18 protein-coding genes are annotated in these 18,994 nt (G+C 42.8%); 15 read left to right on the forward strand and 3 right to left on the reverse strand.

Annotated features, from left to right (window positions below; all coding sequences use genetic code 11):
- Positions 1 to 77: 77 nt before the first annotated feature.
- Positions 78 to 890, forward strand: a complete 813-nt coding sequence (speD, locus tag AOG27_RS07640; RefSeq protein WP_054552422.1) for an adenosylmethionine decarboxylase — start codon at positions 78 to 80, stop codon at positions 888 to 890.
- A gap of 118 nt (positions 891 to 1,008) precedes the next feature.
- Complete coding sequence (locus AOG27_RS07645; RefSeq protein ID WP_054552423.1) at positions 1,009 to 2,487, forward strand: bifunctional ADP-dependent NAD(P)H-hydrate dehydratase/NAD(P)H-hydrate epimerase; 1,479 nt, start codon at positions 1,009 to 1,011, stop codon at positions 2,485 to 2,487.
- Between the two features lie 130 nt (positions 2,488 to 2,617).
- Here the strand turns inward: AOG27_RS07645 and groL are convergent, their stop codons facing one another.
- From groL to AOG27_RS07660, 3 genes are all read right to left on the reverse strand, one after another.
- Positions 2,618 to 4,264 carry a chaperonin GroEL gene (groL, locus tag AOG27_RS07650; protein ID WP_054552424.1) on the reverse strand — a complete coding sequence of 549 codons (1,647 nt, stop codon included), beginning with the start codon at positions 4,262 to 4,264 and terminating at the stop codon, positions 2,618 to 2,620.
- Between the two features lie 51 nt (positions 4,265 to 4,315).
- The gene (locus AOG27_RS07655; RefSeq protein ID WP_036973362.1) at positions 4,316 to 4,603 is read right to left on the reverse strand and encodes a co-chaperone GroES; all 288 of its coding nucleotides are present in this window, start codon (positions 4,601 to 4,603) and stop codon (positions 4,316 to 4,318) included.
- A 143-nt stretch (positions 4,604 to 4,746) separates the two neighbouring features.
- Positions 4,747 to 5,223 carry an FxsA family protein gene (locus AOG27_RS07660; protein ID WP_054552425.1) on the reverse strand — a complete coding sequence of 159 codons (477 nt, stop codon included), beginning with the start codon at positions 5,221 to 5,223 and terminating at the stop codon, positions 4,747 to 4,749.
- Between the two features lie 162 nt (positions 5,224 to 5,385).
- Here AOG27_RS07660 and cutA point away from each other — a divergent pair, with 162 nt between their 5' ends.
- The 13 genes from cutA to hflC all read left to right on the forward strand — a co-directional run bounded on the left by cutA (position 5,386) and on the right by hflC (position 18,776).
- Entirely contained in the window at positions 5,386 to 5,706 is a 321-nt protein-coding gene (cutA, locus tag AOG27_RS07665; RefSeq protein ID WP_054552426.1) for a divalent-cation tolerance protein CutA, read from the forward strand.
- A complete protein-coding gene (locus AOG27_RS07670) occupies positions 5,706 to 7,532 on the forward strand; it encodes a protein-disulfide reductase DsbD (RefSeq protein WP_054552427.1) in 1,827 nt (608 codons plus the stop codon). Before cutA ends, AOG27_RS07670 begins: the two co-directional genes overlap by 1 nt.
- Positions 7,533 to 7,880: 348 nt before the next feature.
- Positions 7,881 to 8,333: a type II 3-dehydroquinate dehydratase gene (aroQ, locus tag AOG27_RS07675; protein ID WP_054552428.1), complete on the forward strand. Its 453-nt coding sequence runs from the start codon at positions 7,881 to 7,883 to the stop codon at positions 8,331 to 8,333.
- Positions 8,334 to 8,363: 30 nt separating this feature from the next.
- A complete protein-coding gene (gene accB, locus AOG27_RS07680; RefSeq protein WP_054552429.1) occupies positions 8,364 to 8,828 on the forward strand; it encodes an acetyl-CoA carboxylase biotin carboxyl carrier protein in 465 nt (154 codons plus the stop codon).
- A gap of 23 nt (positions 8,829 to 8,851) precedes the next feature.
- Positions 8,852 to 10,192 carry an acetyl-CoA carboxylase biotin carboxylase subunit gene (gene accC, locus AOG27_RS07685; protein ID WP_054552430.1) on the forward strand — a complete coding sequence of 447 codons (1,341 nt, stop codon included), beginning with the start codon at positions 8,852 to 8,854 and terminating at the stop codon, positions 10,190 to 10,192.
- Between the two features lie 142 nt (positions 10,193 to 10,334).
- On the forward strand, positions 10,335 to 10,808 hold the full coding sequence (tsaE, locus tag AOG27_RS07690) for a tRNA (adenosine(37)-N6)-threonylcarbamoyltransferase complex ATPase subunit type 1 TsaE (protein WP_054552431.1): 474 nt from the start codon (positions 10,335 to 10,337) through the stop codon (positions 10,806 to 10,808).
- 66 nt (positions 10,809 to 10,874) lie between these two features.
- Positions 10,875 to 12,182 carry an N-acetylmuramoyl-L-alanine amidase gene (locus AOG27_RS07695; protein WP_235523684.1) on the forward strand — a complete coding sequence of 436 codons (1,308 nt, stop codon included), beginning with the start codon at positions 10,875 to 10,877 and terminating at the stop codon, positions 12,180 to 12,182.
- Between the two features lie 23 nt (positions 12,183 to 12,205).
- Positions 12,206 to 14,050 (forward strand): DNA mismatch repair endonuclease MutL, encoded by a 1,845-nt coding sequence (gene mutL / locus AOG27_RS07700; RefSeq protein ID WP_054552433.1) that lies wholly within the window; start codon positions 12,206 to 12,208, stop codon positions 14,048 to 14,050.
- Between the two features lie 15 nt (positions 14,051 to 14,065).
- Positions 14,066 to 14,983 (forward strand): tRNA (adenosine(37)-N6)-dimethylallyltransferase MiaA, encoded by a 918-nt coding sequence (gene miaA / locus AOG27_RS07705; protein WP_082389227.1) that lies wholly within the window; start codon positions 14,066 to 14,068, stop codon positions 14,981 to 14,983.
- 80 nt (positions 14,984 to 15,063) lie between these two features.
- On the forward strand, positions 15,064 to 15,327 hold the full coding sequence (gene hfq, locus AOG27_RS07710) for an RNA chaperone Hfq (protein WP_054552435.1): 264 nt from the start codon (positions 15,064 to 15,066) through the stop codon (positions 15,325 to 15,327).
- A gap of 17 nt (positions 15,328 to 15,344) precedes the next feature.
- The gene (hflX, locus tag AOG27_RS07715; protein ID WP_054552436.1) at positions 15,345 to 16,634 is read left to right on the forward strand and encodes a ribosome rescue GTPase HflX; all 1,290 of its coding nucleotides are present in this window, start codon (positions 15,345 to 15,347) and stop codon (positions 16,632 to 16,634) included.
- Between the two features lie 91 nt (positions 16,635 to 16,725).
- Positions 16,726 to 17,892 (forward strand): FtsH protease activity modulator HflK, encoded by a 1,167-nt coding sequence (gene hflK, locus AOG27_RS07720; protein ID WP_054552437.1) that lies wholly within the window; start codon positions 16,726 to 16,728, stop codon positions 17,890 to 17,892.
- Between the two features lie 5 nt (positions 17,893 to 17,897).
- A complete protein-coding gene (gene hflC / locus AOG27_RS07725; RefSeq protein ID WP_054552438.1) occupies positions 17,898 to 18,776 on the forward strand; it encodes a protease modulator HflC in 879 nt (292 codons plus the stop codon).
- Positions 18,777 to 18,994 lie beyond the last annotated feature (218 nt).

Below are 18,994 nucleotides of genomic sequence, written 5' to 3' on the forward strand. Positions count from 1 at the left end.
AGCAGAAAATTCGTATAAAATCCGCGAACTTTTATTTCTGCTGGTGCAGGTTTCACTCGTTTTAAGGTTGGTTTAGCATGAATAAACCCTTCGATAAAATTAAGCTTCATGGCTTTAATAACTTAACTAAGAGCTTAAGCTTTAGTATTTACGATATTTGTTACGCAAAGACGGAACAACAGCGTAAAGAATATATTGAATATATCGACGAACAGTACAGTGCTGATCGCCTTACCGATATTTTAGGTGAAGTTGTGGATATTATTGGCGCAAACATTCTAAATGTTTCTCGCCAAGATTATGATCCGCAAGGTGCCAGCGTGACAATCTTGATCTCTGAAGAGCCAATTGAGCAACAAACAACGTATGACGTTGATGAGGCGCCGGGCCCTCTTCCTGAAACAGTAGTAGCGCACTTAGACAAGAGCCACATCTGTGTTCACACATACCCAGAAGCACACCCTGATGATGGTATTTGTACGTTCCGTGCTGATATCGAAGTATCAACGTGTGGCATTATTTCGCCATTAAAAGCGTTAAACTTCTTAATTCACAGCCTTGAGTCTGATGTTGTAACAATTGACTACCGCGTACGTGGTTTTACTCGTGACGTAGATGGTGTTAAACACTATATCGATCACGCAATTAACTCAATTCAGAACTACATGACTGAAGATACCAAAGAAGCGTACCAAATGATGGACGTGAACGTGTATCAAGAGAACTTGTTCCACACGAAGATGATGTTAAAAGAAACTGACTTGAATACTTACCTATTCGGTGTTTCTACAGCAGATCTTTCTGAAGAAGAAGAAGAAGTTATCTACTCTAAGCTGACCCGCGAGATGCAAGAAATCTTCTACGGTCGCAACTTACCAGACACTGAGTAAGTCACTAAAGCTTTAAAGAAACGGCGCGTAATGTAAGTTACGCGCCGTTTTTTTATGCCTCATTGACTGCACTTATCTGTGCTTATATGCTGATTAAAAGGCCAATTTAAGGATAGATATGTCAGTTGTTCTCTCGCAGTCAGTATTTTTAGCAGAGCAAGTGCGTGACCATGAAGGACCCGCAGCTAAGCGTTCTGGTATCACCTTATATGAGCTTATGGAGCGAGCAGGGCTGGCGACTTATCAGCAAGCTATCAGCTATTTTCCTAAGGCAAGTACATTCGTTGTGTTAGCGGGCGTTGGTAATAATGCCGGCGATGGTTATGTTGTTGCTCGTTTAGCTAAACAAGCGGGCAAACAGGTTACGGTTATTGCAGCAATACCTGATAAACCGCTCAAAGGTGATGCGCTCAGTGCTCAGCAAGCTTGGCTCAACGCAGGAGGGACAATTACCGCTGATGCCAGTGCTATTGAGCAAGCAGATATCATTATTGATGGCCTGCTTGGCACGGGAATTCAAAGCAAGGTACGCGAGCCTTTTTCAACCTTGATTAAAGCAGCTAACGAGAGCCAAGTGCCGATAGTTGCTATTGATCTACCTTCAGGCATTCATGCCGACACAGGTGTCGTACAAGGAGTCGCAATAAAAGCCGCGCTTACTGTGACTTTTGTGGGGATTAAACAAGGTTTAGTGACAGGGCAAGGTAGAGCGCATGCAGGGACATTAGAGTTTAATGATTTAGGTATTGAAGATGCCTTTTTAAAACTGACATCACCCACGGCAGAGCTTATCAATTATCAGACACAGCCGAGGCTTTCTGAGCGCGATAACAACAGCCATAAAACCAGCCATGGTAAATTGCTGTGTGTTGGTGGTAATGCCGGCACTGCAGGCGCTATTCGTTTAACTGCAGAGGCAGCGCTTCGCACCGGTGCGGGTATGGTCAAAGTGTATACCCATAGTAGCTCTATTCTACCAGTGAGTATTGGCCGGCCAGAACTAATGGTGACAGATACAAACCTGATTAGCGCCCTAGAGTGGGCAACCTGTGTTGCTATTGGCCCAGGGCTTGGTCAAGACACTTGGTCGGAAACAACCTTTGAAGCAGTAATGCAGTATTGCTTTACTAATAACAAGCCACTGGTTATTGATGCAGATGCACTTAATCTAATGGCTCAGCATGCTTCGTCATTCCCATTAGCTAATACAGTTATCACACCACACCCTGGTGAGGCTGCAAGGTTACTTAATTGTCGCGCTCGCGATATTGAAGAAAATCGCTTTCATGCGGTAAAGCAGCTCGCACGTAGCTATACCACTACTTGTGTACTCAAAGGTGCTGGTAGTTTAATTGCTGATAATAACCAAACATGGGTTTGTACCGACGGTAACCCTGCACTTGCGGTTGGCGGCAGTGGCGATGTATTAACAGGTATCATAGCGGCATTGATCGCACAGGGGCTTACTCCTCAGCAAGCCGCTTGCTTAGGCGTAACCTTACATGCAAAAGCCGGTGACATTGCCGCAGAACGTGAAGGCGAAAGAGGCATGTTACCGAGTGACTTGTTTGCGATAGTGAGGGAGTTGGTTAACTGAGCCGTCAGCCGTCAGCCGTCAGCCGTCAGCCGTCAGCCGTCAGTTTCTGTGATAGCTGACAGCTTAAAACTGATAGCTAAAAGAAAACCCAGCCGAAGCTGGGTTTTTTAAGCGAGGTGCTTGGGGATGATTACATCATGCCGCCCATACCACCCATGCCGCCCATGCCGCCCATATCTGGAGCAGCTGGCTCATCTTTCGGGATTTCAGCAACCATTGCTTCAGTTGTGATCATAAGACCCGCGATTGAAGCTGCGTACTGTAGTGCAGAACGCGTTACTTTAGTTGGGTCTAAGATACCCATTTCGATCATGTCGTTGTACTCGCCTGATGCTGCGTTGTAACCGTAGTTACCTTCACCGCCTTTTACTGAGTTAACAACAACAGATGCTTCGTCACCTGCGTTAGTTACGATTTGACGAAGTGGTGCTTCCATCGCACGTAGTGCAACTTTGATACCGTGGCTTTGGTCTTCGTTGTCGCCAGCAAGTTCAACAAGTTTGCTTGCTACGCGAACTAGTGCAACACCACCACCTGGTACAACACCTTCTTCAACCGCTGCGCGAGTTGCGTGTAGAGCATCTTCAACGCGGTCTTTTTTCTCTTTCATTTCGATTTCAGTTGCTGCGCCAACTTTGATTACTGCAACACCGCCAGCTAGTTTAGCCATACGCTCTTGTAGTTTCTCTTTATCGTAGTCAGACGTCGCTTCTTCGATTTGTGCTTTGATTTGTGCAACACGACCATTGATGCCGTCTTCTTCGCCTGCACCGTCGATGATTGTTGTATCATCTTTAGTGATCACAACGCGCTTCGCTGTACCTAGGTCTTCGATTGTCGCTTTCTCTAGCTCTAAACCGATTTCTTCAGAAATAACAGTACCACCTGTTAATACTGCGATGTCTTGTAGCATTGCTTTACGACGGTCGCCAAAACCAGGTGCTTTAACAGCAGATACTTTAACGATACCGCGCATGTTGTTTACAACAAGTGTTGCAAGTGCTTCACCTTCAAGGTCTTCAGCAATGATAAGTAGTGGCTTGCTAGCTTTAGCAACAGCTTCTAATGTAGGTAGTAGCTCACGGATGTTAGATACTTTTTTGTCTACAAGTAGAATGAATGGGTTGTCTAGCTCTACAGCGCCTTTTTCAGCGTTGTTGATGAAATATGGAGAAAGGTAACCGCGGTCAAACTGCATACCTTCAACTACGTCTAGTTCGTTTTCTAACGACTGACCTTCTTCAACAGTGATAACGCCTGAATCACGGCCTACTTTTTCCATTGCTTCTGCAATAATGTCACCGATTTCTTTATCAGAGTTAGCAGAAATAGTACCTACTTGTGCAATTGCTTTAGTGTCTGCACATGGAACAGACAGTGCTTTAAGCTCTTCAACTGCTGCAGTAACTGCTTTGTCGATACCACGCTTAAGGTCCATTGGGTTCATACCCGCTGCAACTGCTTTTAAGCCTTCGTTTACGATAGCTTGCGCTAATACTGTTGCAGTTGTTGTACCGTCACCTGCAGCGTCATTCGCTTTAGACGCTACTTCTTTAACCATTTGAGCGCCCATGTTTTCGAACTTGTCTTCAAGCTCGATTTCTTTTGCAACAGATACACCATCTTTAGTGATCACTGGAGCGCCGAATGATTTGTCTAATACAACGTTACGGCCTTTAGGACCTAAAGTTACTTTTACTGCGTTTGCTAAAATGTTTACGCCAGTTAGCATTTTGCCACGTGCGTCACCTGCAAAAAGTACTTCTTTTGCTGCCATGATTAAATTCCTCTTAAATTCTGTAAACGGGTTGCTAAACGAAAAGTAGGATTAGCCTACAATGCCTAGAATGTTATCTTCACGCATGATCAGGTACTCTTGACCTTCGATCTTTTCAGCTTTTTCAACATAAGAGCCGAACAGCACAGTGTCACCGGCTTTAACTTCTAATGCTCTTACTTCACCGTTGTCTAAAACACGGCCATTACCAACAGCGATAACTTCTCCGCGAGTTGATTTTTCAGCTGCAGAGCCAGTTAATACAATACCGCCAGCAGACTTAGTTTCTTCTTCTAGACGCTTAACGATGACGCGATCATGTAAAGGACGAATGTTCATTTATTTAGTTCTCCTAACAGTTTCTGAACAGTACAGAAAAAATCTTGTGTTATTGCAGGGGAGTGCTAAGCCACCCGTTGCGTTTCATTGCATTCATTAATGGGGGTGGCTTAAAAAAATCCAAGTAAAAAAATTAAAAAATTTTAATCTTTTCGCTCAAATTCACCATCAATAGTTGTAGGTTGATGGTTTGGTTCTTCATGAGTGGTTGTTTTACTATGATATTGGAAGTGTGCAGAGCCTTGATTTGCCTGCGAACTCATGCGCACGGTCGCTTGACTAGCAAGGCCTGCAGCTAGTTTGTTGCGGATTGCTGGCGTAAGTAGTAAAAAGCCAAAAAAGTCAGTCATGATGCCTGGTGTCATTAATAAAACACCGGCGATAATCACACATAATCCAGTAAATAATTCTTTTGCAGGCATTTGCCCTTGTGCCATTTGTAATTGCACGTTTTGAATCGCGCCCATACCTTGCTGCTTCACTAATTTCGCACCGACAATCGCGGTCACAATTACAAGCGCTATGGTGGCAAAGCCGCCGATCACTTCACTCACTTGGATGAGTAACGCGATCTCCACAATCGGCACTAAAATAAATAACAAAAACAAAAATCTAAACATAACGCTCTCTAAAAAATGTCATTCTCTTTCGAGTCAGTGAAATATAAATTGGGGTGAGCAGGTCATTTTTCAAGACGGAACCTAGGATCACCTTGCTCGCTACACATTATAGTTACTATCGGCTACTATGGTGCGACTCACGTAATCAAATAAAGGTTCCTTATGACTACGCATTTTCGACTTATTTTTACGACTTGTGCAAATGAGGCTGAAGCCCGTCAGTTGGCACAACATCTAGTTAAAGAAAAGCTGGCTGCTTGTGTGAACATTTTGCCTACTATTGAATCTATTTACATGTGGGAAGGCGAGGTAACTCAAGCTATTGAGAGTAAGTTACTGATCAAAACTAAGTCAGAAAAAATGAATGAGGTGATCCAAACTATCAAGAAATTGCATAGTTATGAGGTGCCTGAAATTCAGGTCGTTGATGTGGCTACGGGCAATTTAGCCTATTTTAATTGGATGGATGAGGTACTTAATTAATGCGATCGTTCCTTTTATTACTTTGTGCATTGTGGCTTATGCCAGCAAGTGCAAGTAATAACAATTTACTTGGAAATCTACTACAACCTGCGGAGCAAACATTTCTCCCGGTTGATCAGGCGTTTGTTTTCGATTTTGACCAGCAAGGCAAAACCTTATTTATTGGCTGGGATATTGCGCCTGATTATTACCTTTACAAAAAGAAAGTCGAAATTATTGCCAAAGGCGCTGATATTGAAGTTCCTGATCTTGGCAAGGGCGTGATTATTGAAGATGAGTTTTTTGGTAAGACTGAGGTATTCTTTGATTCGTTAAGTGTGGTTTCTAAGCTCAGTAACGTCACAGAAGATGCGGTTGTTAAAGTGCGTTTTCAAGGCTGTGCCGAGGCGGGGTTATGTTATCCGCCAGAAGTTAGAACCATTCCTTTATCTGTGATTGCAGGTGAGCAAGTATCACAGGCTGCAGATGCGGGGAACGCATTAGCGGCATTAACACAAGCAGCCGATACTAATGAAGCGTCATCAGCCCCTTCTCAAGAAGTTTCAAAACCAGCTGGTGAGCAGTCATATACCGATAAGCTGGCATCGCAAGGTTTACTAACGAACCTAGTAATCTTCTTTTTAGTGGGTGTTGGTCTTGCCTTTACACCATGCGTATTCCCAATGTTTCCGATTTTGTCGAGCCTTATTGCGGGTCAGCAGAATTTGTCGACTAAAAAAGCGTTCTCGCTGTCTTTTGTGTATGTACAAGGTATGGCCGTTACTTACGCAGCACTGGGCTTAGTGGTTGCATCATTAGGTGGGCAAGTACAAGGGTATTTACAGCATCCTACTGTACTAATTAGCTTTAGTATCTTATTTGTATTGCTGGCAATGTCGATGTTTGGCTGGTACGAAATCAAGTTACCTAGCGGCATGATGAATAAACTCACTCAGGTTAGTAACCAGCAAAAAGGCGGCAACTATGTTGGCGTATTTATGATGGGTGTACTGTCTGGTTTGATTGCTTCACCGTGTACAACAGCACCTTTATCTGCTGCTTTACTTTATGTGGCGCAAAGTGGTGACTATCTAGTTGGTGGTTTAACACTTTATGTGCTCAGTTTAGGCATGGGCTTACCATTATTATTGCTGGGGACTTCTGGTGGTAAATTACTACCAAAAGCCGGTGGTTGGATGGAGCAAGTGAAAACCCTATTTGGTTTCATTATGCTAGTTGTACCACTCATTCTGCTTGAGCGTATTGTTGATATTGAAATCATTTGGTTAATGGCGGGTTTATTAGCACTTGCTACAGCGCTTTATTTACACCATTGGCAAAGTGGCCAATCACAGGGCAAGCTAAAAACAGCATTGTGGTTTACTGCTACCTTATTGGTTGTAACTGGGGCGAGTTTAACGAAAAGTTATTTCTGGCCAAGTAAAGCGGTGGTTGGAGAAGCTGCTGTACAAACACATGGTTTTAGACAAGTTGCTAATCTAAGTGAATTAAAAGAAGAAATTGCACAGGCAAGTAGCGAAGGGCGCTTAGTAATGGTCGACTTATATGCCGACTGGTGCGTTGCCTGTAAAGAGTTTGAGCACTACACGTTTCCTGACGCTAAAGTACAAGAGCAATTTGCTCACTTTGAATTAATTCAAATCGATTTAACCGAAAGTGATGCAAAAACAATTGAGCTAATGGAAGAATACACGGTATTTGGGTTGCCGAGCATTTTGTTCTTTGATAGCCAAGGTAATGAGCTTTTAGAGCAACGTGTAACAGGCTTTTTAAATGCCAAAGACTTTGCAGAACATTTAGCAACAGTACGAAATAGCGCTAAATAAACGCAAACGTGCAAGAAAATAGCAAAACGCCACTCATCTGAGTGGCGTTTTTGTATCTGCATCGTAAAAAATACTTATTTTAAGTGAAAAATAGCAAATTCACTGATTGAAGTTCAATTAATCAGCAGGAAAACAGCTGGAATGACACTGTTGTGTGCCTTGCTATGCTTGACTTTACCACGAATGGGGAGTGATTAGACCAGTATTTTGCTGCTATTTACGTCGAAATATCTATAATAGGTGGTTAACGTGAGAAATAGTTGCTATTTTACATCAGCACGCTTAGGTTAAGCGTGGGTTTATGATGAATATGGTTAAACTGCTTACTTATAGGATATATCGCGTATTATGGCTGCAAAATTCAAACTTTTAGTTCTAAATGGGCCAAATTTAAACATGCTTGGCAAGCGTGAACCAGAAAAGTACGGTACTCAATCTCTTGATGAGATTATAGCTGAACTTAGCCTGGTTGCTGCCGGTCTCAATGTTGATTTAACGCATTTCCAAAGTAACAGTGAAGCTGCATTAATAGAACGCATTCACGATGCATGGCAAGCGGTTGATGCAATAATTATCAATCCTGCTGCATTTACGCACACAAGCGTAGCCTTACGGGATGCATTACTCAGTGTAAACATTCCCTTTTACGAGGTGCATTTAAGTAATGTGCATGCTCGAGAAGCATTCCGTCATCATTCGTATTTTTCGGATGTTGCACAAGGCGTCATTATTGGATTAGGAGCAATGGGTTATAAGGTGGCACTTGAAGCTGCTGTTAGCCGGTTGCAAAACACACATTAATTTTTAAATAACTAACAGGCGGGTCGTTCAATGGATATTCGCAAGATCAAAAAACTTATCGAACTAGTAGAAGAATCTGGTATTGCTGAATTAGAAATCACTGAAGGTGAAGAGTCAGTACGCATCAATCGTAACAATATGTCTGCAGCACCTGCAATGCAGTATGCACCACAACAGTTTGCAGCACCTGCGCCAGCAGCGGCACCAGCTCCAGTAGCAGAGGCTCCAGCAGCAGAAGCGGCTGCTCCAGCTGCACCGACTGGCCATCAAGTTAAATCTCCTATGGTTGGTTCATTCTACTCAGCGGCTTCTCCAGAAGCAGCACCATACGTAGAAGTAGGTTCTAAAGTAAATGTTGGCGATACGTTATGTATCGTTGAAGCAATGAAGATGATGAACCAAATCGAATCTGATAAAGCAGGCACAGTAAAAGCTATCTTAGTTGAAAATGGCGAGCCAGTAGAATTCGATCAACCTTTATTCATCATTGAATAATAGCGCAACAAAAGGCCAACTCTATGTTAGATAAAGTAGTCATTGCAAACCGAGGTGAAATTGCACTTCGCGTACTGCGCGCCTGCAAAGAGCTTGGGATCAAAACTGTTGCTGTGCATTCAACGGCAGACCGTGATCTTAAGCACGTGTTACTGGCAGACGAAACAATTTGTATTGGTAAACCAGCAGCCACTGAAAGTTACTTAGATATTCCGCGCATTATTGCAGCGGCAGAAGTAACAGATGCAGTTGCTATCCACCCAGGTTATGGTTTCCTTTCTGAAAATGCAGACTTTGCTGATCAAGTTGAGCAAAGCGGCTTTGTATTTATCGGTCCTAAAGGCGACACAATTCGTTTAATGGGTGACAAAGTTTCTGCAATCGAAGCGATGCGTAAAGCCGGTGTACCTTGTGTACCAGGTTCTGATGGCCCATTAACGGCAGACAGTGAGCGCAACATTCAAATTGCTAAGCGTATTGGTTACCCTGTAATCATTAAAGCAGCAGGCGGCGGCGGTGGTCGTGGTATGCGTGTTGTTCGCAGCGAAAAAGAACTGATTGATTCAATCGCTCTTACTCAGCAAGAAGCTAAGCAGTTCTTTGGTAATGGCATGGTTTACATGGAAAAATTCCTTGAAAACCCACGTCACATCGAAGTTCAAGTACTTGCAGACGGTCAAGGCAATGCAGTTCACTTAGGTGAGCGTGATTGTTCAATGCAACGTCGTCACCAAAAAGTTGTTGAAGAAGCGCCAGCGCCAGGTATCACAGCTGAAATGCGTAAGTTCATCGGTGACCGTTGTACTCGTGCATGTATCGAAATCGGTTATCGCGGTGCAGGTACGTTCGAATTCTTATACGAAAACGGCGAGTTCTATTTCATCGAAATGAATACCCGTATTCAGGTTGAGCACCCAGTAACAGAAATGGTCACTGGCGTTGACTTAATCAAAGAACAGCTAAAAATTGCAGCGGGTCAGCCATTATCATTCACACAAGAAGATGTGGTTATTCGTGGTCATGCAATTGAGTGCCGTATTAATGCGGAAGACCCAGACACCTTTATTCCATCACCAGGTAAAATCACGCGATTCCACCCTGCTGGCGGTCTAGGTATTCGTTGGGACAGCCACATCTACGCAGATTACACAGTACCACCTCATTACGATTCAATGATTGGTAAGCTGATCTGTTACGGAGAAAACCGTGATGTAGCTATTGCTCGTTCACGCAATGCGTTAAACGAATTAGTGATCGATGGCATCAAGACCAACACACCACTGCACAAGAAAATCTTGGCAGATGAGAACTTCCAAAACGGTGGTACAAACATCCACTACCTTGAGAAGAAACTAGGTCTGTAAACAAAATTCTGTTTAAGCTAAAAAGCCGGCAACTTTGCCGGCTTTTTTTTGTCAAACTAGGCATAAGAGCGGCTCTCGCCTTACAAAATTATTCTGGTATGATTAACAAAGTAATGTGTTTTTAGTTTTTCATGAGGTAATAATGACCGACAGTGTTGGTTTTCCACTCGCTGATGAAGCAGCAACGGTTAATATGGGTAAGCAACTTGCAACCTTAATGGAGCAAGGAGCAGTCATCTACTTACATGGTGATTTAGGTGCCGGTAAAACGACATTAACCCGTGGTATCGTGCAAGGTTTCGGTCATCAAGGTAAGGTTAAGAGTCCAACTTATACACTGGTTGAGCCTTACCAATTAGCTAAAGCTGATGTCTATCACTTTGATTTATATCGCTTAGGTGATCCTGAAGAACTTGAATATATGGGAATTCGTGACTATTTTTCACCACAGGCCATTTGTGTTGTGGAATGGCCTGAAAAAGGCGGCGAATTTATTCCAACACCAGATCTTGATATCACCCTACGCTATGAAGGCGAGGCGCGTGCTATTACAATTAATAGCTTAACCGAGCGTGGTAAGGCTATTGTTCAGCAACTTACGAGCGCGCAAGAATAAACATATAAAAATAAAGGTGTATTAGTAAAAATGGGTCGTTGTACGTTTAAACTATTAACTACTTTGATGTTATTGGTTGTTAGCCAGATTGCGCTTGCACAAAATACCATTAATAGCGTACGAGTGTGGCCCTCACCTGACAGCACTCGAGTGGTCTTTGATTTAAACGATAAGCCTGATTTCAGCTATTTCATGCTGAAAAACCCAGCTCGTTTAGTCATTGATTTAAAAAATACCGACAAACTAGATAGCTTGCCTGCTATTCCTAAAAAGCATCAGATTGTTTCCAAACTGCGTTACTCAAAACCAAAAGACAGCAAAAGTGTGCGTTTTGTCTTTGAGCTAGCCCGTGCCAGTAAACCTGTTGTATTTGCTTTACTACCAACCGATCCCTACAAGCATCGTTTAGTGGTTGACCTTGTTGATAAAACACCGAAGGCAGAACCTGTTGCTTCGACCAATACCAGTGTGAAAAAACGCGAACTTAATCAAGAGCGCGATATTGTTATTGCCATTGATGCAGGTCATGGTGGTGAAGACCCCGGTTCAATTGGTCCATCAGGCACTTATGAAAAAGATATTACGCTACAAATAGCGAAGCGCTTAGAGCGAATGATAGATGCTGAAAAAGGCATGATTTCGCGTATGGTGCGCCGCAGTGATTACTTTGTAAATCTAAACACCCGTACCAGCATAGCTCGTAAGAAAAAAGCTGACTTCTTTGTGTCGATTCATGCGGATGCCTTTACTAGTCCACAACCAAACGGTGCCTCAGTGTGGGTGCTATCACTACGCCGCGCTAATTCAGAAATTGGTAAATGGATTGAGGATAAAGAAAAGCACTCAGAGCTTTTAGGTGGTGCAGCTGGGGTATTAAAAGATACTGCAAGCGAAAAATATTTAGCACAAGCACTGCTAGATATGTCGATGGATCACTCGATGAAAACAGGTTTTAGTGTCGCAGAAGAAGTGGTTAGCGAATTACGAAAAGTGGCTAAAATGCATAAAAAACGCCCGCAAGCGGCGAGCCTTGCGGTATTGAAATCACCCGATATTCCGTCTATTTTGGTCGAAACAGGGTTTATTTCGAATCCGCGTGAAGAGCGAATGCTAAAAACGGCGCAGCATCAGGAGCGCTTAGCTAAAGCAATTTTCACCTCGATTAAAAATTACTACATGAAGAATCCACCAGATGACTCACTATTTGCTAAGTTAAAGTCGCAGTTTCCGACTAAACACAAAGTTCGCCCTGGTGAATCGTTAAGTATTTTAGCAAGCAGATACAACACCTCTGTGAGTAAGCTAAAAACGGCCAACAACTTAAAATCGAATACCTTATTTATTGGTCAAGAGCTTGATATTCCTCAAAGCTAGTCAATTTTCGTGTTAGGAACACTATGAGTATAGAAATACTACCCGCGCGATTGGCTAACCAAATTGCTGCGGGTGAAGTGGTTGAACGCCCAGCATCCGTTGTTAAAGAGCTGGTAGAAAACAGTTTAGATGCTGGCGCAACGCGCATTCAAATAGATATTGAGCGTGGTGGGCATAAGCTAATTCGTATCCGCGATAATGGCTCTGGCATTAATAAAGATGAGCTAACATTAGCCTTGTCGCGCCATGCTACGAGTAAGCTTAAGTCACTCGATGATCTTGAGAACATTTGCTCACTGGGTTTTCGTGGTGAAGCGTTAGCATCAATTAGTTCTGTTTCTCGCTTAACCTTAAGCTCAAAGCCAAAGCAGCAAGAGGCTGCATGGCAAGCGTTTGCTGAAGGTCGCGATATGGCGGTGCAGATTAAGCCAACCGCACACCCTGATGGTACCACCATTGAGGTGAAAGACTTATTCTTTAATACCCCTGCGCGCCGTAAATTTCTTCGCACCGAGAAAACCGAGTTTTCACATATTGATGAGCTCATAAAGCGTATTGCGCTGAGTCGTTTTGATGTCTCTATCACCCTGACTCATAATGGCAAGGTCGTGCGTCAATACCGTGCTAAACCAAACCCTGAGCAAGCGATAAGCCGTGTTGCACAAGTGGCGGGTAAGGCATTTAGTGAACAGGGGCTGCATATTCAGTCAGGTGAAGCAGGTTTGATGTTACGAGGTTGGGTATTGCCCGTGGGCTCAACGAATAGCACGCAATATACCTATGTGAATAATCGCATGATGCGCGATAAACTCATTTTGCATGCAATCCGCCAAGCCTTTGAAGAAGTCGCAGGCTCTGAAGAGCTGCCAGGTTTTGTCATTTATATTGATATTGACCCACGTCAGGTCGATGTAAATGTGCACCCAGCTAAACATGAAGTGCGTTTTCATCAAGGCCGTTTAGTGCATGACTTTATTCTACAGGCAATAAAACAAGTGGTGGTACCGCTTCAGCATGAAGCTGGTTTTACAGAGCATAATGACACTGCTTTTCAGCATGCTTCGTTTGATGAGGCGCACTCAAGCAGCATGCAGCCAAGTTTTACTCAATCAGCGCCAACAGAGCAATATGATTACCCTAAATCTGAATTACAGCCGACACGTTCAGCGAGTTATTCAGGGGCAACAGGAGCAGGGCGCTCTGGTGGTGGCTTTAGTAGCGACAGCCAAGGCCGCAGTAAAACATCGCATCAAGATGTCAATGCATTTTATCAAGGGATCAGTGAGCAACATGCTGCGCATTTTGACCAAGTACGCCCAGAGCCAAGCTTTACAGCACCGGTTGTTGAGCAAGCTAAGCTTGCCAAACTCATCCACGTACGCGAGGGCGAATGCGTATTTAGTGAAGACAACCAACTCTTTGCTGCGCACTTTAAGCATGCTTTAGCACTCGACTGGCAAGCGCACGTAGAGCAAGCAGGTAGCCTTGATGGCAAAGCCTTGTTGTTACCTGTGCGAGTAAATGTAAGTGCTGATGATATTAGTGCGTTAAATGCTCAGCAGTCGTGGTTTACCTTACTTGGTTTTGATTTAGTAATAGAAAAACAGTTTGTGATGGTTAAAAAGCTTCCGCCTTGCGTGTATTTACTTGATGTAAGTGATGCTATTGAGCGGCTTATTGCTGGCTGTAAAGCCTCACCAAGTTCACTCGATGAATGGTTAGCTTGGTTAACTCAACAAATACCAACACGTTATTACGCAAGCCAAGCCTTTATGGAGCAAGTGGCTCGGTTAGAAAATAATCCACAAACTATGCAACTTTTACGTCAAAAAGCAGTTAAAATAGAACTATCTCAGTTTTTAAACTAAGCAAGGTATTTAGGCTTGAATAACTTACCCGTCATTTTTTTAATGGGACCAACCGCTGCAGGGAAAACAGATTTAGCAATTTCGCTGTGTGAGCATTTAAACACAGAAATAATCAGTGTTGATTCAGCATTAGTCTATAAAGATATGGACATCGGCACGGCAAAGCCAAATGCCGAAGAGCTTGCTCGTGCGCCGCATCACTTAATTGATATTATTGACCCAGCAGATAGTTATTCAGTGGCAGATTTTCGCCGTGATGCAATTGAAAAGATTGATCTATTTCATCAGCAAGGTAAAGTACCTGTATTGGTTGGCGGTACAATGATGTATTTTAAGTCGCTTATTGATGGCTTATCACCGCTACCAGAGGCATCACCTGAAGTACGTGCTGAACTCGAAAAAGAAGCAGCGCAGTTTGGTTGGCCACATTTGCATAAAGAACTTGTGAAAATCGATCCTGATGCAGCGAAAAAAATGAGCGAAAATGATTCGCAAAGAATTAATCGTGCATTAGAAGTGTATCGTATAACAGGTAAAACAATGACTGAGCTGCAAAAACAAAAGCAGCCTGAGCTTCCTTATACTTTCTATCAATTTGCCATTGCACCTGATGATCGCAGTGAATTACATCAGCGAATTGAGAAAAGGTTTAAAATAATGCTCGATCAGGGGTTTGAAAATGAAGTTTCATCCCTATATAAACGTAAGGATTTACACCCAGACCTACCTTCGATTCGTTGTGTGGGTTATAGACAAATGTGGGATTACATTGCTGGCGAAATTGACTATGATGAAATGGTCTTTCGTGGTATTGCAGCCACACGGCAGTTAGCCAAGCGACAACTGACTTGGTTAAGAGGTTGGCCTGAAGTAATTTGGTTGACTACGGGTGATGAAGAAAACTTGCAACGTGTAGTAAGTTCGCTAAGCTAGTAGTAGCTGAAAGTTTTTTAGCTTTGTTAAATTAGTTCAGCTACTTAATTATAATAACACCTAGAACGAAGGAAAATAACATGGCAAAAGGCCAGTCGTTACAAGACCCATTTTTAAATGCGTTACGTCGTGAGCGCATTCCAGTATCAATCTTTTTGGTTAATGGCATTAAATTGCAGGGTAAAATCCAGTCATTTGACCAATTTGTTATTTTACTTGAAAACACCGTAAATCAAATGGTGTATAAACACGCTATTTCAACTGTTGTTCCAGCGCGTTCTGTTAACTTCCAAGGCGTTCAAGGAAGTGATGATTCAGAAGAGCAAGAATCTGGAAATTTTTAAACTTAGGAGCGTAATGCTTGTTTGACCGTTATGAAGCCGGCGAACAGGCAGTTTTAGTTCATATCGACTTACCTAAAGAGGGAGATCGCGAAGATCTTCACGAATTAGAGTTGTTGGTATCTTCTGCTGGTGTTAGTAGTTTGGCGATTGTGCAAGGCAGTCGTCAAGCACCGCATCCGAAACTTTTCGTCGGGACCGGAAAAGCAGAAGAAATCGCTGAAACTGTCAAAATCCACAATGCAGATGTCATTATTTTCAACCATCAACTTAGCCCGTCACAGGAACGCAATTTAGAGCGCGTTTGCCAGTGCCGCGTTCTTGATCGTACGAGTTTGATCTTAGATATTTTTGCGCAGCGAGCGCGAACTCACGAAGGTAAACTTCAGGTTGAGTTAGCTCAGTTACGCCATATTTCTACTCGCTTGATCCGTGGTTGGACCCACCTTGAAAGACAAAAAGGCGGGATAGGGTTACGTGGTCCGGGTGAAACCCAGCTCGAAACCGATAGACGATTACTGCGCGCAAGAATTAAAAATATTCGTGCCCGTTTAGATAAAGTTGCTGTTCAACGTGAGCAGGGGCGACGTGCGCGTACGCGAAATGAAATTCCAACTGTGTCACTAGTAGGTTATACCAATGCGGGTAAATCAACGTTATTTAACCGTATTACTGACTCAGATGTGTATGCTGCTGATCAGCTATTCGCAACCCTAGATCCAACCTTACGTAAGTTAGATATCGGCGATATAGGTCCAATTATTTTAGCGGATACGGTAGGTTTCATTCGTCACTTACCTCATGACCTTGTTGCAGCATTTAAAGCGACCTTAACAGAAACCCGTGAAGCTGATTTACAGTTGCATGTTATCGATGTGGCAGACCCTCGTCGAAAAGAAAATATTGAGCAAGTACAGTCTGTTTTAAAAGAAATCGAAGCAGATGAAGTGCCGCAATTATTGGTTTATAACAAAATTGATGCGCTAGATGACGTTGCGCCACGTATAGATAGAAACGACGAAGGTCAACCGGTACGAGTCTGGTTGTCGGCGCGCACTGGTGTTGGCTGTGAACTGCTAAGTGAGGCAATTAATGAGTTACTTGCCAAGAAGATGTTTGCTGATGAGCTAAAATTACCACCACAACATGGTCGTATTCGTGCAGCATTATTCAACTTAAACGCAGTTCATCAAGAACGTTTTGATGAGCAAGGAAACTGGTTATTATCGGTACGCTTGCCAATGGCAGAATGGAATCGCTTAAAAAAAGAGATGGGACAAGACCTCGACTCTTTTGTAGTGACTGATTAAAAATCGCCAGCATTTGTCTTTTTTAGTATGAGAAATGCTGTAGATTTGATAGATTTAACCTAATTCATTTAGATAACAATGGAGTATAGCTATGGCCTGGAATGAACCGGGTAATAATGGCAATGATAAAGATCCGTGGAATAATAAAGGCGGAAAAGATCAAGGCCCACCTGATTTAGACGAGGTAATGCGTAAATTCGGCAACAAGTTTGGCGGTTTATTTGGTGGTAATAAGCCAGGTAAAAACGGCGGCGGACTTGGTGGCGCAGGCATTTCTTTCATCCTTATTATTGCCGTCATTGTATGGGCATTAAGTGGTATTTACACGGTAAAAGAAGCCGAGCGCGGTATTGTTTTACAATTTGGACAATACAATCGCATTGCAGAACCTGGCTTACGTTGGAAAATGACCTTCATTGAACGCGTGATCCCTGTAGATATTGAAGCGGTTCGCTCGTTATCTGCAAAAGGTTTCATGCTGACAGAAGACGAGAACGTGGTAAATGTAGAGTTTGAAGTACAATACCGTGTTATCGATCCACACCTATACAAGTTTAGCGTAACCGACGCAGATGGCAGCTTGAAACAAGCGCTTGATAGTGCTCTTCGTTATGTGATTGGTCATGTAAAAATGGACCAAGTGCTAACAACTGGTCGTGAGTTAGTGCGCCAACAAACGTGGGATGAACTAAACAAAATCATTGAGCCTTACAACTTGGGTATTATCGTAAGCGATGTGAACTTTAAAGATTCACGTCCGCCGGGTGAAGTAAAAGACGCGTTTGATGATGCTATTGCTGCACAAGAAGATGAAGAACGCTTTATCCGTGAAGCTGAAGCTTACGCTCGTGAAATTGAGCCTCGTGCCCGTGGTCAAGTTACGCGTATGACACAAGAAGCAGAAGCGTACCGTGAGCGTATTACTTTAGAAGCGCAAGGTGAAGTAGCACGTTTTGAAAAACTGTTACCTGAGTACCAAGCTGCGAAAGAAGTAACCCGTAAGCGCTTATATATCGATGCGATGGAAGAAGTGCTAGGTAACAGCTCTAAAGTGTTAGTTGATGTAGAGGGCGGTAATAATATGATGTATCTACCGCTTGATAAAATCATGGAAAAGCAAGGTACAGCAACGCGTGTTGCGCTACCAAGCTCAAGTGATATTCAAGATCTTCGCAATAAGTTAAATCCATCACGTAACAGCACGGTTAATTCAAGTAATGATCGTTTCGCAACTGACCGTTTTAATGAGGGGAGATAAGTAAGATGAAAAATTTTAGTTTAGTAATACTTGCCCTTGCAGTTGTGCTGTCTTTTTCTGCGATTTTTGTTGTACAAGAAGGCGAAAAAGCAATTGTCTTATTATTCAGCAAAGTTGAAAAAGACAGTGACGATAACGCTGTAGTATATGGTCCAGGTTTACACTTAAAAGTGCCTTTCTTTAGCCAAGTACGTCGCTTAGATGCACGAATTCAAACGCTAGATGGTGAAGCTGACCGCTTTGTTACTAGTGAGAAAAAAGACTTAATCGTTGATTCTTATGTGAAGTGGCGCATTAATGACTTTAGTGCATTTTACCTACGTGCCCGTGGTGATAAGCAATATGCTGAAACACTGCTTAAGCAAAAGGTGAACAATGGACTTCGTACTAATTTCGGTTCTCGTACAATCAAAGAGATTGTCTCTGGCGAGCGTAGTGAATTGATGGAAGAAGCGTTAGTTCAAGCGTCTGAAAGTGCGCAAGAGCTAGGTATTGAAGTACTTGACGTACGTGTTAAGCAAATTAACTTACCACAAGAAGTGAGTAGCTCAATCTTCCAGCGTATGCGTGCTGAGCGTACTGCAGTAGCTAAAGAGCACCGTTCAGAAGGTCAAGAAAAAGCTGAGACAATTCGCGCAGAAGTAGACCGCCGTGTAACCGTAATGCTTGCAGATGCTGAACGTAATGCTCGTACAGTACGTGGTCAAGGTGATGCTGATGCTGCTGCTATCTATGCTAATGCATATAACAAAGACGCTGAATTCTTTGGTTTTATGCGCAGCCTAGAAGCATACAAAAATACCTTTAAAGATAAACAAGACGTGATGGTAATTTCACCTGATAGCGACTTCTTTAATTATATGAAAGGTACAAAAGTACAGTAAGTAATACTCGTATGATCAAAAGCCCCGCAATTTGTGGGGCTTTTTTGTCTCTGTAAGTGATTAATTTTTATTCTTAACAATTTTATAAACCTCTGTTCTGCATGTAGTTGTTTAAGTAATTGAGAAGATAAAAATTCAGGCGCAGAAAAAATAAGCTAAACGGGGTGATCTTTCACCTCGTTTTCTGATAAAATCTCGTCCTAATTTTTTCTAAGTGA

It is taken from the genome of Pseudoalteromonas lipolytica (assembly GCF_001306915.1).
Lineage (GTDB): Bacteria > Pseudomonadota > Gammaproteobacteria > Enterobacterales > Alteromonadaceae > Pseudoalteromonas > Pseudoalteromonas simplex.

Bases quoted from the DNA above. Each gene is read 5' to 3' on its own strand.
- speD (WP_054552422.1), top strand. From the start codon at position 78: ATGAATAAACCCTTCGATAAAATTAAGCTTCATGGCTTTAATAACTTA.
- AOG27_RS07645 (WP_054552423.1), top strand. From the start codon at position 1,009: ATGTCAGTTGTTCTCTCGCAGTCAGTATTTTTAGCAGAGCAAGTGCGT.
- groL (WP_054552424.1), bottom strand. From the start codon at position 4,264: ATGGCAGCAAAAGAAGTACTTTTTGCAGGTGACGCACGTGGCAAAATG.
- AOG27_RS07655 (WP_036973362.1), bottom strand. From the start codon at position 4,603: ATGAACATTCGTCCTTTACATGATCGCGTCATCGTTAAGCGTCTAGAA.
- AOG27_RS07660 (WP_054552425.1), bottom strand. From the start codon at position 5,223: ATGTTTAGATTTTTGTTTTTGTTATTTATTTTAGTGCCGATTGTGGAG.
- cutA (WP_054552426.1), top strand. From the start codon at position 5,386: ATGACTACGCATTTTCGACTTATTTTTACGACTTGTGCAAATGAGGCT.
- AOG27_RS07670 (WP_054552427.1), top strand. From the start codon at position 5,706: ATGCGATCGTTCCTTTTATTACTTTGTGCATTGTGGCTTATGCCAGCA.
- aroQ (WP_054552428.1), top strand. From the start codon at position 7,881: ATGGCTGCAAAATTCAAACTTTTAGTTCTAAATGGGCCAAATTTAAAC.
- accB (WP_054552429.1), top strand. From the start codon at position 8,364: ATGGATATTCGCAAGATCAAAAAACTTATCGAACTAGTAGAAGAATCT.
- accC (WP_054552430.1), top strand. From the start codon at position 8,852: ATGTTAGATAAAGTAGTCATTGCAAACCGAGGTGAAATTGCACTTCGC.
- tsaE (WP_054552431.1), top strand. From the start codon at position 10,335: ATGACCGACAGTGTTGGTTTTCCACTCGCTGATGAAGCAGCAACGGTT.
- AOG27_RS07695 (WP_235523684.1), top strand. From the start codon at position 10,875: ATGTTATTGGTTGTTAGCCAGATTGCGCTTGCACAAAATACCATTAAT.
- mutL (WP_054552433.1), top strand. From the start codon at position 12,206: ATGAGTATAGAAATACTACCCGCGCGATTGGCTAACCAAATTGCTGCG.
- hfq (WP_054552435.1), top strand. From the start codon at position 15,064: ATGGCAAAAGGCCAGTCGTTACAAGACCCATTTTTAAATGCGTTACGT.
- hflK (WP_054552437.1), top strand. From the start codon at position 16,726: ATGGCCTGGAATGAACCGGGTAATAATGGCAATGATAAAGATCCGTGG.
- hflC (WP_054552438.1), top strand. From the start codon at position 17,898: ATGAAAAATTTTAGTTTAGTAATACTTGCCCTTGCAGTTGTGCTGTCT.